This is a genomic window from Luteimonas sp. FCS-9 (assembly GCF_001014645.1).
Taxonomy (GTDB): Bacteria; Pseudomonadota; Gammaproteobacteria; order Xanthomonadales; family Xanthomonadaceae; genus Luteimonas.
On sequence record NZ_LASZ01000001.1, the window covers coordinates 37,439 to 54,246 of the forward strand.

The window sequence follows — 16,808 nt, forward strand, 5'->3', positions numbered from 1 at the left end:
TTGCATCGCAGGACAGGCACCCCCTCCGGACCCGTCCCGTGGCCGCCGCTGCCGATCCCCAACGCAAGTCTCCATCCAAGAAGCGTCTCAAGCCGTTGCTGCTGATCCTCGGCGGTCTCCTGCTGCTCGCCCTGGCTGCCGCTGGCGGCGCCGCCGCCCTGCATCTGCGAGGCGAGCCGGGGCCGGCCAAGCCTGCCCTGCCGGCGCAGGCGCAGTACCTGCCGATGGCGCCGCCGTTCGTCGTCAACCTCGGCGACGACAACGACGGGCCGCGCTACCTGCAGGTCGAGGTCCAGCTGGTCACCCGCGACCCGCTGGACGTGGCCCAGCTGCAGCACCACGAGCCGGCGCTGCGTGCCCGGCTGCTGATGCTGTTCTCGCAGCAGACCGCCGGCACCGTCGCCACCCGCGAGGGCAAGGAGGCGCTGCGCGCCCAGGCGCTGCGCGAGGTGCAGACGCTGATGACCGAGGAGACCGGCAAGCCGAGCGCCGAGTCGCTGCTGTTCACCAGTTTCGTCACCCAGTGAGGCGACCGGCATGACTTCCAACGACCTGCTGTCGCAGGACGAGATCGACGCGCTGCTGCACGGCGTCGATTCGGGCGTGGTGGACACCGAGCCCCAGGCCGATCCCGGCGAGGCGCGGACCTACGACTTCGCCAGCCAGGACCGCATCATCCGCGGCCGCATGCCGACGCTGGAGATGGTCAACGAGCGCTTCGTGCGCCTGTGGCGCATCGGCCTATTCAACCTGATCCGCCGCTCGGCCGACCTGTCGGTGCGCGGCATCGACCTGGTCAAGTTCGGCGACTACCTGCACCAGCTCTACGTGCCGACCAACCTCAACCTGATCAAGTTCAAGCCGCTGCGCGGCACCGGCCTGATCGTGTTCGAGCCCAAGCTGGTGTTCGCGGTCGTCGACAACTTCTTCGGCGGCGACGGCCGCTACCCGACGCGCATCGAAGGCCGCGAGTTCACGCCGACCGAGATGCGCGTGATCCAGCTGATGCTGCGCCAGACCTTCGCCGACCTCACCGAGGCCTGGGCGCCGGTGCTCGACGTCGAGTGCGAGTACATCAACTCCGAGATCAACCCGCATTTCGCCAACATCGTGACGCCGCGCGAATACGTGGTCGTCAGCCGCTTCCACGTCGAGCTCGAAGGCGGCGGCGGCGAGATCCACGTCACGCTGCCGTACTCGATGCTCGAGCCGATCCGCGAGCTGCTCGACGCCGGCATCCAGAGCGACCGCGTCGACCGCGACGAAAGCTGGAACGTGTCGATGCGCGAGCAGCTGATGTCGGCCGAGGTCACGGTGTCGAGCATCCTCGCCCGGCGCACGATCGACCTGCGCCGCCTGACCCGGCTGAAGGTCGGCGACATCCTGCCGATCGACCTGCCCGAGGAGGTCCCGATCTGCGTCGAGGACATCCCGGTCTTCACCGGCCGCTTCGGCACCGCCGGCGGCTGCAATGTGGTGAAGATCACCGACACCCGCCCGCCCGGCGCCCCGCCGCCGCGCCCCGCACCCGCCCAGGACCTGCCCGCATGAACACCCAGGACCCCGCCGCCCTGGCGGCCGAACCCGCCCGTTTCGACGACCTGCGCGCCGAGCGCGCCGACGATGCCGCCGACCTCAATCTCGACGTCATCCTCGACGTGCCGGTCGCGCTGTCGCTGGAGGTCGGCCGCACGCGCATGCCGATCCGCAATCTGCTGCAGCTCAACCGCGGCTCGGTGATCGAGCTCGAACGCGGCGCCGGCGAACCGCTCGACGTGTACGTCAACGGCACGTTGATCGCGCATGGCGAGGTGGTCGTGATCAACGACCGGTTCGGCGTACGCCTGACCGACGTCGTCAGCCCCAGCGAACGGATCCGGAGACTGCGGTGATCGTCGCGGGCGCCTTCCCTGCCGCCGCCGCGGTCGGCCCTGCATCGGCCCTGGCCGCGCCGCTGGCGTCGACGACGGCAACGGGAACGGCACCCGCCGTATCCGATGCCGGTCCGGCCCACGGCGAGGTCGCGCCGCGCGTCGCCGGGGACACGGCGCCCACGACGGCCGCGAACGCAGGCACGGCGCCCTCCGCGACCATCCCGACCGCGACCGTCGGCCACCCGGCCTCCCCGATGCAGGTCGGCGCGCATGCGCCCCAGGCACCGGGCCTGGGCGGCGCGTTCGTCGCGCTGGTGCTCGTGCTCGGCTTGATCCTCGGCCTGGCCTGGCTGCTCAAGCGCCTGCCCGGCAGCGGCCTGCGCCAGGCCGACGGCCTGCGGGTCGTCGCCAGCATCCCGCTGGGCGGCAAGGAACGCGCCGCCGTGGTGCAGGTCGGTGGCGAGCAACTGCTCGTGGGCATCGGTACCGGCGGCGTGCGCACCCTGCACGTGCTGCCCGCTCCCCTGGCCGAAGCGCCGCCGCTGGCCATGCCGACGCTCAAGTCGCTCCCCGATTTCAGGCAGCTGCTCGCCCAGCGCCTGCGCAAGGATTCCTGACATGCCCCGCCTTCTCGCGTCGCTCGCCGGCGTGCTGTGCCTGCTGCTGCCGGCGCTGGTGCTCGCCGCTCCCGCCGTCGTACCGCAACTGCCCGCGCTGCCCGACGTGACCGTCGGCCAGATCGGCGGTGCGCCGGTGAGCCTGCCGTTGCAGACGCTGCTGCTGATGACGGCGATCACGCTGATCCCGTCGATGCTGCTGGTGCTCACTGCCTTCACCCGCATCATCGTGGTGCTCGCGCTGCTGCGCCAGGCGCTGGGCACCGGCCAGACACCGTCCAACCAGGTGCTCGTCGGCCTGGCGCTGTTCCTCACCGCGCTCGTCATGACGCCTGTCTGGGAATCGGCCTGGAATGCCGGCTTCGGGCCCTATCTCGACGGCCGCATCGACTTCCGCACCGCCTGGGACCTCGGCACCGCGCCGCTGCGCGGCTTCATGCTGGCGCAGGTGCGCGAGACCGACTTGATGACGTTCGCCGGCCTCGCCGGACACGGTGCCTACGCCGGACCCGAGGACGTGCCGTTCCAGGTGCTGGTCGCCTCGTTCGTCACCAGCGAGCTCAAGACCGCGTTCGAGATCGGATTCCTGATCTTCATCCCCTTCATCATCATCGACCTCGTCGTGGCCAGCGTGCTGATGTCGATGGGCATGATGATGCTCTCGCCGATGCTGGTCTCCGCCCCGTTCAAGATCCTGCTGTTCGTCCTCGTCGACGGCTGGGTGCTGACCGTGGGGACGTTGGCGGCGAGCTTCAACGTGCCATGACTCCCGAACTCGCCCTCACCGAACTGCGCCGTGGCCTCGAGGTCGCGCTGTGGGTCGGCGGCCCGCTGCTCGCGACGGTGCTGGTCGTCGGCGTGGTCGTCGGCGTGCTCCAGGCCGCGACGCAGATCAACGAGCCGACGATCGCGTTCGTCGCCAAGGCCGTCGCGCTGACGGCTGCGCTGTTCGCGCTCGGCGCGTTCCTGATCGGCTACCTCGTCGACTACACGACGACGCTGTTCCACAACATCCCGCACCTGATCGGCTGACCGGCGCGATGCGTGGAGGCCACCGCTGATGGACGCCGCCACGCAGATGGCGATCGACGGACAGGCCGCATTCGGCATGATCGGCACCCTGCTGTGGACCGCCCTGCGCGTCGGCGCGTTGCTGATGGCGATGCCGCTGATCGGCACGCGCGCCATTCCTGCCCGCATCCGGGTCATGGCGGCGCTCGCGATGAGCCTGGCGCTGGCACCGATCCTGCCCGCGCCGCCGGCGTGGACCGGCTTCGACGCCGCCACCGTGCTGTCGATCGCCCGTGAGCTCGCGGTCGGCGCCGCGATGGGTTTCATGCTGCGCCTGGTCTTCGAGGCCGGTGCGCTCGCAGGCGAGCTGATTTCCCAGGGCACCGGCCTGTCGTTCGCGCAGATGAGCGATCCGATGCGCGGCGTCAACTCCGGCATCATCAGCCAGTGGTTCTACCTCGCCTTCGGCCTGCTGTTCTTCGCGGCGAACGGCCACCTCGCCCTGGTCGCCCTGCTCGTGCGCAGCTACGAGGCGCTGCCGATCGGCACCGCGCTTCCCGACCTCGAGGCCACGCTGCGCGTCGCGCCCGAATTCTTCTCCCTGGTGCTGCGCGGCGCGGTCTCCCTCGCGCTGCCGGTGATGGTCGCGATGCTCGCCGTCAACCTCGCCTTCGGCGTGCTGTCCCGCGCCGCCCCCGCCCTCAATCCGATCCAGCTCGGCCTCCCGATCTCCGTCCTCGTCGGCCTGTTCCTGATCGCCGTGCTCGCCGGCGAACTCGGCCCGCCCATCCAGCGCCTCTACGACGCGGCCTTCGACGCCGCCGCGCGGGTGCCGCTGGGACGGTGACGCCGCGGCGTGGAGACCGCTTCGGCGGCGCCGCGTCGCCTGTAGGAGCGCGCTGGCGCGCGATGGCACAACATTTCCCAGAGGATGTCGCCACGGGATGCAATCCAGCGCCGATCGACATCGTGACGTCATCCCGTATACGGAAGGCCTCTGCATCCAACACGCTCCCGATCAGGCATATGGATCACCGACGAATCCGGTTCAAGTGTCGCGACGCGTACACGCGTCGTCGCGCCTTCTGACGGCGCTCCGCATCCCATACTTCCGCTCCCATCCTCAAGAATTTTTTCCAGAGTTTTATGCGCAGATCGCGCGCGTCACCACGCGCTGGTCGTTGCCCAGGCCGCGCACCTCGCTGGCGCTGTCCACCACTGCCGTCGTCAGCTCGGTGTCGCCGTGGCCCGGCAGGCCGCGGTCTTCGACGTTGGCACTTCCGATGATCGCCACAGATCATCAGCATGGAGTGCATGTAACACCGCTCTGTCATTACGAACCGGCGCTGTTGCTCGTCCTGCAAGACGCCGAAGCTGCGCAGATTGCGCACGGTGATGTAAGCCCGCCAAGCACCACCGTTTACCAACTCGGCACCGGCAGGGTGATGTACACACGGAAACGATCGCCTGCATCGATGCAGCCCCGATGCGCTCGGCCAGGGCCTCGGCGATCCTGTTCTTCGGCGGACTCGACTCACCCGCACGATTGCGGATCAGGTCAGCCAGAGGAGAGCCAGGAGGCGCGCGGTCCGCGATCGGCGCGGCCACTGCGTCACGGCATCCGCATGCGATGTCAATGATTGTAGTAGCTGTACTTCATGTTGCCCCAGTCGTAGGTCCTGCGCATGTAGTTCACGATCTCGCCTGTCTCCACCACGAACCGTCTGCCATCGGGCGGTCCGCAGCGCTTGCTGACCTTGAACCGATAGTACTGAACGCGCTCCTGCCGGTTTGCGAACTGCTTGGGCTGCTCGCCGTTCCACCACGGGAAAGGCATGAAAGGCTTGTTCTCCTCCGTGTCGTATTCCCAGCACACCAGCGCCAACCGCTCACGTCCACTCGCGTCGTACTCGTAAACTCGGAAGCCGAAATGCCGATCCGAAATCGGCGTGACCTTGAGCACGCCCGCGGCGACGTACGCACGCAGGTCTTCAGGATAGCCTGCATCCTGGTCGAAATATCCTCGGTTTATCGTCCGAGTCGGATGACCGCGTTCGTTGAAGAATTCTTCGCGGAAAATTCCATTCATGTTCGACCACATCCGCCGGACCGGCAGATGCGAACCCGCCAGGAACTCTTCGTAGATCGTGGCTCCCAGGCGACTGCCACTGGTCACCCGCACCCGACGGTACCGGTAGATATCGTCCAGCCCCTTGCGCGCCACCTCCAGTGGTACGGGCTCGAAGGGAAAGTTGTACTGGATGTCGAGATCGTGGCCCGTCAACACGTCGTCGGTAAACAGCGCGGTGCGGTCACGGTCGCCAAAGCCCAGACCCTGTGTACGTGTGAAGGTCAGGCCATGGCGTTCGTTGGCGCTGAACCTGGTGCCCACTCGCGGTGGCTCCTGCCCCGCAGAGCCAGCATCGGATCTCGCGGGATAGATCGCGCCACCGCCAAACCAGGCCCCGGAGAGTTGCTTGTTGGCATAGTCGATATGGTCCGGCGCCACCTTGTCAGTTGGCCTGCTGTCGAACTGTATACTCCGGCCGTCGGGCAGCAGGTCGTACTCGTTCCAAATGGAATTGGTCCGGGTGAACTTCGCACAGTCCAGCGGCGTTGGTTCTCCGCCTCTAGGCTGAGCTCCCGTCGATTCTCCATGCCAGGCCACCTCTTGTGGCCGCTCGACGTGATAGCGGATGCAGTGATGCAACGATTCGGGGCGGATCGGCACTTTGTTCCGCAAAACGGGATTGTTATTGATCTCGTCGCTGTCGAAGCCTCGCTCTTCGACTAGCCGCCCCTGCGCATCATAAAAATAGCCAATGGCTTGGTGCATGAAGTAGTGCGGGGTGACGTGCTTCAGAATCGGGTTGCGCTCCTGCAAAGGCGCCCCCTGATAAAGCACAGGTACGGCAGGATGGTTGGCCGTACCGATCGACGTCCGTCGGAACTGGTAGTTCCAGTTTTCCGGCCCACTACCTAGCCGGCCGCTTAGTTTGCGGTTCAGCCACAATTCCTCCCGACACACCCGCCAGCCACCAACGCCGTCGGGTTGTTCATAGATCACGATGCCATCAAGTGGCTCAAACCCCGGTTTTTGCTCCGGCTTTCGGGGCCAACGCAGATGCACACCCTCCACATGGACTTCAGTAAAGACAGCACGCCCGGAATTACCATTGAAGTTATGCTGCAAGGTCAGCCGCACATTGCCCACCGGCGATGCCAGCGGCTGCGACCTGTCCGTGCAGTTGGCTTGCGCTTGCGCGAACGGCATTAACCCGGCAGCGCACAGCATGGCTGCTGTCCACGACATCGGCTTTCTCATGTGCGCGATCCTCCTGCATCACCGGGTCGATGGCCGGTCGACGCCAGCGCCGTGCCGCGCATACCATCGTCGGAAGCACCTGAATTGTTGGCGATGATGACTGCCGGTATCGCACCCGCCGGGTCGCTCATCCCATATCCCCAGTCCAGCGGCATGCGCACCCAGAATCCCCTCAACTCCTTAAGCTTCGCAAAAGCAGCTTTCACGTCGTGCTCTCCGAGATCGGTGGTCGCACCTGTGGTCGCATCCACGACTGGCTGCTTGCGCATGTAGGCCGGCTGCAGCGCCGGAGGCTCCGCAAAGCGGGCGACCTTCTGGATGGTGCGACCATCGCTGCCCCGCTTGCGGTTGCCCGCTTCATCCAGCTCATACCCCTGCACCTTGAACCCATCGGTGGCCGCGGTGTATTCCCACATGCTGTCGCGCGGGACATGGCGGAATACTTCTTCGTAGATATTCGCATTCCGATCAGAAAGCTCCCTAATTGAGTTCACTGTCGCCTCCGATACCGGCTCGTCGAGGTCGACCCTCCCCGGAAGCGGCGCGTTCAATGAAAACGGCGGGGTGAATTCCTCGCGTGGCTGCCCAGACGCCCCCTCCATATCGGCTTGATTGGTAAATCCGGTCCGCTTCAGCCCCGCATCCCAGACTGCAATCTCCATCCCCAAAAACTTCCGCCACAACTTCATGCGCAAATCCCTCGCAAACCCCCGCGTCACTACCCTATGCCCATTACCGAGATCCCGCGGTTCCGTGGCCCCGTCCACCACTACCGCCGCGAGTTCGGTGTCGCCGTTACCCAGCAAGCTGCGATCGTTGATATTGGCGCTGCCGATGATCGCCACCGCGTCGTCCACGATCATCAGCTTGGAGTGCACGTAGCACTGTTCGGTCACCACGAACCGGCGTTGTTGCTCGTCCTGCAGTACACCGAAGCTGCGCAGATTGAGCACGGTGAGGTAAGCCCGCCAAGCACCATCGTTCACCAATTCGGCGATCTCCTCTTCCTGTACGCTGCGTTCGCTGCTCAAGTGCGGCTTGGCTTTCATGACAAGCTTCCGACAGATGCGCCTGATCAGGCTGTTCTCTCCACGCATCAGTGTCTGCTGGATCCAGTATTGCTGTTTGACCACCGGCCCGTCGAAGATGCTGCCTTCCGGATGCACTGGCAGGGTGATGTACACATGGAAACGATCGCCTGCATCGATGGCAGCCCCGATACGCTCGGCTAGGGCCTCGACGATCCTGTTCTTCGCCGGACTCGGCTCACCTGCACGATTGCGGATCAAGTCGGTCAGAGGGGAACCGGGAAGTGCACGGTCCGCGATCGGCGCGGCCACTGCAATCGCGGTGCCGGCCGCCTTGTCGTAGATCTTTTCGTTCCCGGTCATCTCCCCGCTGCGGCCATTCTTGACGATGTTCGCGAGCAGGGTCTCGCCGTCGGCGTTGGAGTATCCACAGTCGGAAATGAAGAACTGCGTCTCGATGTAGATGTAGGCCTTGGCCGATCCGATGCACTGAAGCATCGCATCGAGAATCGACTGCAGCTCATTTCGGTCGTCCTGTTCGCTACCCGGCGCCTTGGGCTGGTCGCCTAGCGACAGGGCGGCATCCGCCATGCCTTTGTTCTCCAGCTTGTGCAAGGCCTTGCCGGAGGAGCGCAGGATCTGGACCGCCATGTTGCCGCTGCTTCCTGGCTGGGTGACATCGCCAAACAGCGCCTCGCGTCCGCCCATCGATGCCAGCCATTGGGCGTCCATCGAGGTCAACCCGTCGGCCCGGCCCATCTTCGTCTGCTGCGGAATCGCGCTTTCCGGCGACAGGACGCGGTTGACTGCGCCCGTCGCCAGGTTCACCGCCGACAGCATCGGACCGTGGAGTGAAGCCATTCCTCTATTCTGCACAACCGTGGCATTCCACCGATAGACGAAGTTGCGAAACACGTCGAACACCGCCGGACCGCGCAGTTGCATGTGCACGTCCTGCCACGGCATCCGCGGTTGCCAGCGCGGGTTGGACAGCAATTGAGTGCGCTCGATGGGGGTGTTGATCCAGGTCCACAGCCGATTGAACGCCTGTTCGATCCTGTCGAGCAGCCCCTTGACATCCTCCAGCAGCGACTCGGGATCGCGGGCGTATCCCGTTACCGCATCCACGACCGCCGGCCCATTCTCGCGAACATGCCGCAATACAGCGTCCACGTTCTCGCGCAGCGCCGCCATCGATTTCTGGAACTCGGTCACGGGGTTGGGCACTAGACTCGAGAATGCACGAAGCGCATAGGTCCCCGCTTCCTCCACATTTCCCGCCATGGCTTCGTCCCATGCGCGCGAGGCCGCCGAAGTCGCCTCGCGGTACTTGTGGTCCGCCTCGCGCGCCCATCGCCCGATCGACTCGAACACGTCGCCCACCGTTTCGATGATCCTGGCGACATCCCGGTATCCATCGATCGGGATGTCCGCCAGCACCTTGACCATCGCGCGCAATGCCGGGCCTTCGACTGCGGTCTTGTCGGCGTAGCTGGCGAGCTCGGCCAAGGTTTCCCCATTGGCCCACATCTCCTTGAAGCGATCCAGAGCCACAACGAGTCCAGGCAGATACGGTTCCGCAAAGCCGGGCCGGTCGTTCAGGCCGCGCCCCAGGCCAGTTCTCGTCATTCGCCATTCGTCGTCGGTCGGCTGCCGTCCCTTGGGCAGGCAATTGTTGTAGTGGTCATTGATGACATGGATGCGCGGATCGCAAACCACGTCGAAATTGCCGTCGTCCCAGCGGCCGTGGGCGAAGTCCAACCCGCCGAGGAAAGCCACCCGTCCGTCGATCAACAGCATCTTCTGATGATGAGAGAAAAACAGGTTCGTCCCATCCTCCCGGCCAGACGCGGGATTCTGCAGTGCCACTTCCACGCTGCCCATCGCGCTGGGACTCAAGCGCTCCTGCACCTGGTACAGCGTTTCAAGGTTCTCGTTCTCATGCGTGTAGGCGGCCGCTTCGATGCTGTCGTACAGCAGGATGCGCACGTCCACTCCGCGCTCCATCGCATGGAACAGCAGTTCGCTCAGGCGATCGGGATGATCCGGATTGCCGCGGCTGTCCAACTCGACATCGAAGTTCATCTGCCAGTCGGCGATGAGGATGAATTTCTCCGCAGCGCGGATCGCCTGGGCCATGGCCTGCATGGCCGTGCGCCCATTGATGTATGCCTCCGCAGTGTTTCCCATCCGGAGCGGCGAAAACTGTGCGCCGCGCGTGGAGAAGTAATTGCCGCCAACGTGAGAATTGCGCTGGTCCGCAACCGACGCGCTCGCCGCGGGAAGCGGCTGTGTGGGATCGTCCAACATCAGATCTTCGTCCGGTCCTTGGGATCTCCGGACAGCGGGGTATCGAACTGATACTCCACGCTTCCGACCATCTCGCCGAGCTTCGCCTGTTCTGGAATTTCATCCAATGTGCGGATGTAATTGTTAGCCTCGAGCGTATCGAAGATGGCTTTCTGCCCGTCGCTCATCGCAAATGCGGTGCGCTTGAGCGCGACCGCGTGAAGGCCATGGACCAGATAGACCCGGCCCGGATGGCAGCTCACCGCATCCCAGACCTGCTTGCTCTGCGCATCGGAGAGCTTGACCTCGCCAGAGGCGTCCGTTTTGCCTTCCAGCAAAACTTCCTTCCAGGTGCCCGGACCCAGCACGTTGCTCGCATTCCCTTGCTTGGACGCTGTCCTGACAATCCGCCACTGTTCGCCTTCGATCGGCACGCCGATCGGCCCGGGAATGTCCTGCACGGTGAACTTGAAAATAGGCGTCTGATCATCGGGGGTCGACTGGGGCATGACCGGCAATGGGCGCGCGATCTGCACCGGCCCCCCAAACGACTTCTTCGCTGCATGCACGCGGATCTCGCCAGGGCACGCGATGACGATGTTGCCGCCTTCGATGGTCAGGCTGGCGCCGCCGGCCGTTGCGAGATGCACGGTCTTGCCGGCGGCCAGGTCGACGGCGGCGTTCGCGCTGACGATGCGCATGCCGTCGCGGCTGCGCAGGCGAGCCTCGTCGTTTTGAGCCTGGAGGTCGACCTCGCCCTCGCCGCTCACCAGGCTCAGCGAGATCGCCTCGGTCTGGCCCTCGACCGAGGCGGCCAACAGGCCGATCGCCTGGCCCGCGTGGGCGCGCAGGTCGCCGGCGACGGCCAGGTGACTGTCGCCGCCGCTGGCCAGGGTCAGGGTCTCGCCGACCGACCAGGTCAGGCTCTGACCGGCCACGAGGCCGATGCCGGCCGGCGCCGACAGGCCAAGCACGGCATCGCCGAGATGCGGAACGCGATCGTCGCCGGGCGTCGGTGCACGCGCTGCGGCGTCGGCACGCGCGTCGTCGAAGCCGGCCGCGCCGACCGTGGTGCGCACGCTGGCGTGCAACGCCGGCACCGGCGCGAGCGCCTCGTCCAGCCGGGAGGCGCCGGCCCGACCGCTGCCCAGGTGCGCGGCCAGCGCCACGGTCAGGTGGGTGGCGGCGGCATCGGAGAATGTCTTCGCCGACGTCTGCGCCTGGGCCAGCAGCGCGGACTGCGGCACGGCCTCGCCCGCCGGGGTACCGGGCGCGTGGGCGTAGGCGGTCAGCCAGAGCCCCGCCTCGCCGCGCACGGCCCCCCAGGCGTCGGTGCGCAGCTCGAATCCCTCGCCGCGGAAGCTGCCGCGGTAGTTGCCGGCCTGATGGATCAGATGACCCAGGTTGAGCTGGCTGGCGACCTGGGTGGTCGCCAGTTGCAGCCGCAACTGGCCGTCGCTGTCGTCGAACACCAGCCGACTGTGGCCCGAGCCGCCCCATTCCTTGGACTGCAGGCCCCAAAGCGCGGCGTCGTTTCGGTGGGCCTCGTCGCCGCCGCCCATGCCATGCCAGGGCGGTGCGTGGCCGCCGGCGAGGTTGGCCTGCGCGCTCGGCCGGTGGTCGCCCGCCTGGGCATAGGCACTGGCGTCGGCCTGGGCGGTGGCACCGCCGGGCGTCGCCGGAACGCCGGCCTCGCCGCGGCCGTTGTAGAGCGCGCCGACGACCAGGGGCCGGTCGATGTCGCCTTCCAGGAACGCCACCAGTACTTCCTGGCCGATCCGCGGCAGGAACTGGCTGCCCACCCCGGGGCCGGCATAGCGCTGGACCACGCGCAGCCAGCAGCTGTCGCGGTCGTCCGGACGATCGCCCTGCTGGAAGTGGAACCGCACCCGGATCCGGCCCAACGCATCGCAGTACAACTCGTCGACGCCGTCGGGCGCCGTGGCGCCGTCCGGGCCGACGACGATGGCGGTCTGGTAGCCGGGTGACGTCGGGCGCGGGTTGAGCCGGGCCCCCGTGCCGTCCTCCAGCACGGGGCGCCAGGGCCGGTCGCGCGGCAGGGCCTCGAAACGGGCGGCATGGCCGATCGACGCGGCACGCCGCGCGAGCCCGGCCAGCGCGTCGTCGTCGTCGTCGGGCGCCGGGCCCAGTGCCGCATCGACGGCGTCGCGAACGTCGACCGGCAGGTTGTTGATGCCGACCTGCCGGATCGCGGTCACCAGCAGCGCGTCCGGCGCAACCTGGCCGTCCAGCTGGGTCGGGCGGAACCAGGTACCGGCCCGCAAGCCGCGGGCAGTGGTGTCGCCGAGCCAGCGATCGCGCCCGGCCTCGTCGGCCTGTGCCATCAGCCGAGCGTAGCGCTCGGCCTCCTGCTGGTCGGCGAAGGCGTAGGCCCCGACCGGGTCGTAGGCCTCGAGGGGCCCCTCCGCCCCGGTCGACTCAAGTGCGATCCCGGCCCCCAGCGCACGGACGCTGCGGTAGTCGTCGCTGAGCAGGGTCAGGCGGTTGCTGCCGATGCGACCGCGTCCCCCCAGGGTCAGGAGCGCGTCCTGGGCCTCGGTCGCGTCGCTGCGATGGAAGCGAAGGCCACCGTGCGCCGCAGACGTCGGGTCTTCCGGCGCCAACGTGCTGTCGGCGAAGATCCATACGACATGCCCGGCCGCGGCTTCGGCGTCCTCCTGGATCCGCCAGCCCAGCCCTTCTTCGGCCAGCAACCGGCTCACGAAGTCGAAATCCGTCTCGCGGTACTGCACGCAGTAGCTGCGCGGCCTGGCCTGCGCGAGAAAACCGGCGACCTCGTCGCCGAAACGCCAGGCGGCCAGCGGCGCGTAGTCGGCGAACACCGACGCCAGGATCTCGGCAAGCGGCCGCTCCTGGAAGACGCGGCTGTGCCGGCCCTGGCGCAGCAGCCATGTCCACGGCGCCAGATGCAGCCGGTACCGCGCCAGGCCGCCATCGGCGGCGAGCAGGGCCGCCTCGCGCACCAGTCCGCTGCGAACGGCCTGACCACCATCGGCCAACCGCGTCAGCAGCCGGGCCGGTGCGCCGAGCCAGTCCTCCAATGCCAGACCGGCATCGGTGCAGAGCACGTCCACCTGCCAGTCGGCGCGGTCTGACAGGCACTCGTCGCCCTGCCAGCGTTCGACCAGCAACGGCGTGGCGGACGCCAGCTCGATGCGGTGGAGCCGCGTGGCCGCGTCCGGTCCGATCAGCCGTGCGAAGGCATTGCGCAGCGCGATGTCGTCCATGGGTATCGCTCCTACAGGTCTTCCACCCTGTCGGCAGAGTGTGCCATCCCGGCGCGGCCACGCAAAATCCGCGTCCTGCCGCGGCACGCGCCTTGCAGGCGTCTGCCGGGTACCAGCGAAGCCGGCGACGATGGCCGAAAACGAGGACGGTCAGGAAAAGACCGAGCAGCCAAGCGAGAAACGGCTGCGCGAGGCGCGGGAGAAGGGCAACGTGCCGCGCTCGCGCGAACTGTCGACGGTGGCGGTGTTCGGCGCGGGCGTCTGTGCGCTGCTGGCGATGGGCGGCGGGCTGTCGGCGCGGGCGCTCGACTGGATGCGCGGGGCGCTGACCCCGGACCTGGCGATGCTCGAATCGCCGCGGATGCTGTTCGGCCACGCCGGCGACCTGATGCTCGGCTTCGTGTGGATTCTGGCGCCGCTGCTGCTGGTGCTGCTGCTGGCCTGCTTCGTCGCGCCTGCGCTGATGGGCGGGTTCAACGTCTCCACCAAGGGGCTGGTGCCCGACCTCAAGAAGCTCGACCCGCTGGCCGGGCTCAAGCGCATCTACGGGCCCGAGGGCCTGGCCGAACTGCTGAAGTCGCTGCTGCGCGTGGCGCTGGTCGGCGCGGCGGCGACGCTGTTCCTGTGGCCGGGTCTGCACCGCCTGCGCACGATGCTCGACCAGCCCCTCGAGGCCGCGGCGGGCGCCGGGCTCGGGTTCGCGCTTTGGATGCTGCTGGCGACATCGGCGGCGCTGCTGCTGCTCGCGCTGCTCGACGCGCCCTACCAGAAATGGAACTGGCGGCGGAAGCTGAAGATGACGCGCCAGGAACTGCGCGAGGAGATGAAGGAAAGCGAGGGGCGGCCGGAGGTCAAGGGCCGCATCCGCCAGATGCAGCAGCAGATGTCGCAGCGGCGGATGATGGAGGACCTGGCCGGCGCCGACGTGATCGTGGTCAACCCCACGCACTACGCGGTGGCGCTCAAGTACGAGGGCGAGGCGATGCGTGCGCCGAAGGTCGTCGCCAAGGGCGTCGACGAGATGGCGCTGCGCATCCGCGCCGTCGGCGAGCAGCACCGCATCGCGCTGGTGTCGGCGCCGCCGCTGGCACGGGTCTTGTATCGGGAGGCGCAGATCGGACAGGAAATCCCCGTGAAGCTCTACGCCGCCGTCGCCCAGGTGCTGTCCTACGTCTACCAGCTGCGCAGCTGGAGCCCGGGCCAGCCGTATCCCGAGCTGTCGGACGTGGACGTCGACGAAAGCGCACCGGGGGCGCGGCCGTGAGCGCGGTGATGCAGGCCGGCCCCAAGCGCATCTTCGAGCTGCTGCGCCACGGACTCGGCGCGCCGCTGCTGGTGCTGGCGCTGCTGGCGATGGTCGTGGTGCCGTTGCCGCCCTTCGTGCTCGACGTGCTCTTCAGCTTCAACATCGCGATCTCGCTGGTCGTGCTGCTGGCGGTGGTCTACGTCCAGCGACCGCTGGACTTCAGCATCTTCCCGATCGTGCTGCTGATGACCACGATGCTGCGCCTGGCGCTGAACGTGGCCTCGACCCGCGTGATCCTGCTGCACGGCCAGAACGGCCCGGGCGCGGCCGGCAACGTGATCGAATCGTTCGGCGAGTTCGTCGTCGGCGGCAACTTCGCGGTCGGCATCGTCGCGTTCGCGATCCTGACGATCATCAACTTCATGGTCATCACCAAGGGCGCGGGGCGGGTGTCGGAAGTCACCGCGCGCTTCATCCTCGATGCGATGCCCGGCAAGCAGATGGCGATCGACGCCGATCTCAACGCCGGCCTGCTGACCCGCGAGGACGCCAAGGCCCGGCGCGAGGAGGTCCGCCAGGAAGCCGACTTCTACGGCGCGATGGACGGCGCCAGCAAGTTCATCCGCGGCGACGCGATCGCCGGCATCCTGATCCTGTTCGTGACGGTCGCCGGCGGTCTGGCGATCGGCATGCTCCAGCACGGCATGGCGTTCGGCGACGCGGCGGCGACCTACACGCTGCTGTCGATCGGCGACGGCCTGGTCTCGCAGCTCCCGGCGCTGCTGGTGTCCTCGGCGGTCGCGCTGCTGGTCACCCGCGCCTCGCGCAAGCAGGACATGGGCGGCGCGGTGACCGGCCAGGTGTTCGGCCAGCATCGGGCGCTGACGATCGCCGCGACCATCCTGCTGGTGGTCGGCCTGGTGCCCGGCATGCCGAACGTGGCGTTCCTGAGCCTGGCGGCGATCGTCGGCTATGGCGCCTGGGCGATGCGCAAGCGCAGCCTGGAGGCCGAGCGCGCGGCGGCCGATCCCGACCCCGCCCTGCCCGCGCCCGAGCAGGCCGCCAATGCCGAGCTGGGCTGGGACGACCTGCGCCCGGTCGACCCGCTGGGCCTGGAGGTCGGCTACCGGCTGATCCCGCTGGTCGACAAGGCACAGGGCGGCGAGCTGATGGCCCGCATCAAGGCCGTGCGCCGCAAGCTCACGCAGGACATCGGCTTCCTGATCCCGCCGGTGCACATCCGCGACAACCTCGAACTGTCGCCCACCGCCTACCGGCTGCTGGTCCACGGCGTGCCGGTGGCGACCGCCGAGGTGCACCCCGAGCGGTTGCTGGCGCTCGATCCGGGCGGCGCGCTGCCGCCGATCGAGGGCATTCCCGGCAAGGACCCGGCGTTCGGGCTCGACGCGCTGTGGATCCTGCCGATCCAGCGCGCCCAGGCCGAGGCCTCGGGCTACACCGTGGTCGACCCGGCCACCGTGGTCGCCACGCATCTTTCGCACCTGGTCCGCGAGCAGGCGCCCGAGCTGCTCGGCCACGAGGAAGTGCAGCAGTTGCTGGCGACCCTGGCACGCAGCGCGCCCAAGCTCGCCGAGGACCTCACGCCCAAGGCGCTGCCGCTGGCGGTGGTGGTGCGGGTGCTGCAGAACCTGCTGGTCGAGCGCATCCCGGTCCGCCAGCTGCGCCGCATCGCCGAGGCGCTGGTCGAGCACGCCGCGCACACCCAGGACCCCGGCCAGCTCACCGCCGCGGTGCGCAACGCGCTGGGCCGCTTCATCGTCCAGGAGATCGCCGGGCCCGCCACCGAGCTGCCGGTCTACACGCTGGCGCCCGCGCTGGAACGCGTCTTGCACGACTCCGCGCAGGGCACCGGCGCCGCGCTGGAACCGGGCCTGGCCGAACGCCTGCAGCAGAGCCTGGCCAACTGCGCCGGCCAGCAGGAGGCCAGGAACGAACCGGCGGTGGTGCTGGTGCCCGGCCAGGTCCGCGCCGCCCTCGCGCGCCTGGTCCGGCACAGCGTCCCCAACCTCTCGGTGCTGTCCTACACGGAAGTGCCCGAGGACAAGCGGCTCAAGCTGCTGGGGACGATCAGTTGAAGGCCGGGATTCGGGATCGGGGAGTGGGGATTCGTAACGGCGAGTCCTGCGAATGCGGAGAGAACGCAATGAGA

Annotated in this window: 13 protein-coding genes; 9 read left to right on the forward strand and 4 right to left on the reverse strand. The window is 67.6% G+C overall.

Annotation, left to right across the window (positions count from 1 at the left end; genetic code table 11):
- The first annotated feature begins 38 nt into the window (after window positions 1-38).
- The 7 genes from WQ56_RS18955 (at window position 39) to fliR (ending at window position 4,349) form a co-directional block, all read left to right on the forward strand.
- Window positions 39-527 (forward strand): flagellar basal body-associated FliL family protein, encoded by a 489-nt coding sequence (locus WQ56_RS18955; RefSeq protein WP_047135058.1) that lies wholly within the window; start codon window positions 39-41, stop codon window positions 525-527.
- A 10-nt stretch (window positions 528-537) separates the two neighbouring features.
- Complete coding sequence (gene fliM, locus WQ56_RS00190) at window positions 538-1,551, forward strand: flagellar motor switch protein FliM (RefSeq protein ID WP_047135059.1); 1,014 nt, start codon at window positions 538-540, stop codon at window positions 1,549-1,551.
- Window positions 1,548-1,892: a flagellar motor switch protein FliN gene (fliN, locus tag WQ56_RS00195; RefSeq protein ID WP_047135060.1), complete on the forward strand. Its 345-nt coding sequence runs from the start codon at window positions 1,548-1,550 to the stop codon at window positions 1,890-1,892. The genes fliM and fliN overlap by 4 nt, the downstream gene beginning before the upstream one ends.
- A 236-nt stretch (window positions 1,893-2,128) precedes the next feature.
- Window positions 2,129-2,491, forward strand: a complete 363-nt coding sequence (fliO, locus tag WQ56_RS00200) for a flagellar biosynthetic protein FliO (RefSeq protein ID WP_047135301.1) — start codon at window positions 2,129-2,131, stop codon at window positions 2,489-2,491.
- 1 nt (window position 2,492) lies between these two features.
- Window positions 2,493-3,257, forward strand: coding sequence for a flagellar type III secretion system pore protein FliP (gene fliP, locus WQ56_RS00205; protein ID WP_047135061.1), 765 nt, complete (start codon window positions 2,493-2,495; stop codon window positions 3,255-3,257).
- The gene (locus tag WQ56_RS00210; RefSeq protein WP_047135062.1) at window positions 3,254-3,523 is read left to right on the forward strand and encodes a flagellar biosynthetic protein FliQ; all 270 of its coding nucleotides are present in this window, start codon (window positions 3,254-3,256) and stop codon (window positions 3,521-3,523) included. The genes fliP and WQ56_RS00210 overlap by 4 nt, the downstream gene beginning before the upstream one ends.
- A gap of 28 nt (window positions 3,524-3,551) precedes the next feature.
- On the forward strand, window positions 3,552-4,349 hold the full coding sequence (gene fliR / locus WQ56_RS00215; protein WP_047135063.1) for a flagellar biosynthetic protein FliR: 798 nt from the start codon (window positions 3,552-3,554) through the stop codon (window positions 4,347-4,349).
- 297 nt (window positions 4,350-4,646) lie between these two features.
- Here the strand turns inward: fliR and WQ56_RS18355 are convergent, their stop codons facing one another.
- The 4 genes from WQ56_RS18355 to WQ56_RS00230 all read right to left on the reverse strand — a co-directional run bounded on the left by WQ56_RS18355 (window position 4,647) and on the right by WQ56_RS00230 (window position 13,392).
- Window positions 4,647-4,796 carry a hypothetical protein gene (locus WQ56_RS18355; RefSeq protein ID WP_156170136.1) on the reverse strand — a complete coding sequence of 50 codons (150 nt, stop codon included), beginning with the start codon at window positions 4,794-4,796 and terminating at the stop codon, window positions 4,647-4,649.
- A 339-nt stretch (window positions 4,797-5,135) separates the two neighbouring features.
- Complete coding sequence (locus WQ56_RS18360) at window positions 5,136-6,827, reverse strand: hypothetical protein (protein ID WP_156170138.1); 1,692 nt, start codon at window positions 6,825-6,827, stop codon at window positions 5,136-5,138.
- Window positions 6,824-10,165: a phospholipase D-like domain-containing protein gene (locus tag WQ56_RS00225; protein ID WP_052772730.1), complete on the reverse strand. Its 3,342-nt coding sequence runs from the start codon at window positions 10,163-10,165 to the stop codon at window positions 6,824-6,826. Before WQ56_RS00225 ends, WQ56_RS18360 begins: the two co-directional genes overlap by 4 nt.
- Window positions 10,165-13,392 (reverse strand): type VI secretion system Vgr family protein, encoded by a 3,228-nt coding sequence (locus WQ56_RS00230; RefSeq protein WP_082132103.1) that lies wholly within the window; start codon window positions 13,390-13,392, stop codon window positions 10,165-10,167. The genes WQ56_RS00225 and WQ56_RS00230 overlap by 1 nt, the downstream gene beginning before the upstream one ends.
- 130 nt (window positions 13,393-13,522) lie before the next feature.
- Between WQ56_RS00230 and flhB the strand changes: the two genes are divergently transcribed.
- Both flhB and flhA read left to right on the forward strand, forming a co-directional pair.
- Window positions 13,523-14,656, forward strand: a complete 1,134-nt coding sequence (gene flhB, locus WQ56_RS00235) for a flagellar biosynthesis protein FlhB (RefSeq protein ID WP_047135065.1) — start codon at window positions 13,523-13,525, stop codon at window positions 14,654-14,656.
- Between the two features lie 8 nt (window positions 14,657-14,664).
- A complete protein-coding gene (gene flhA, locus WQ56_RS00240; protein WP_047135304.1) occupies window positions 14,665-16,734 on the forward strand; it encodes a flagellar biosynthesis protein FlhA in 2,070 nt (689 codons plus the stop codon).
- The last annotated feature ends 74 nt before the right edge of the window (window positions 16,735-16,808 follow it).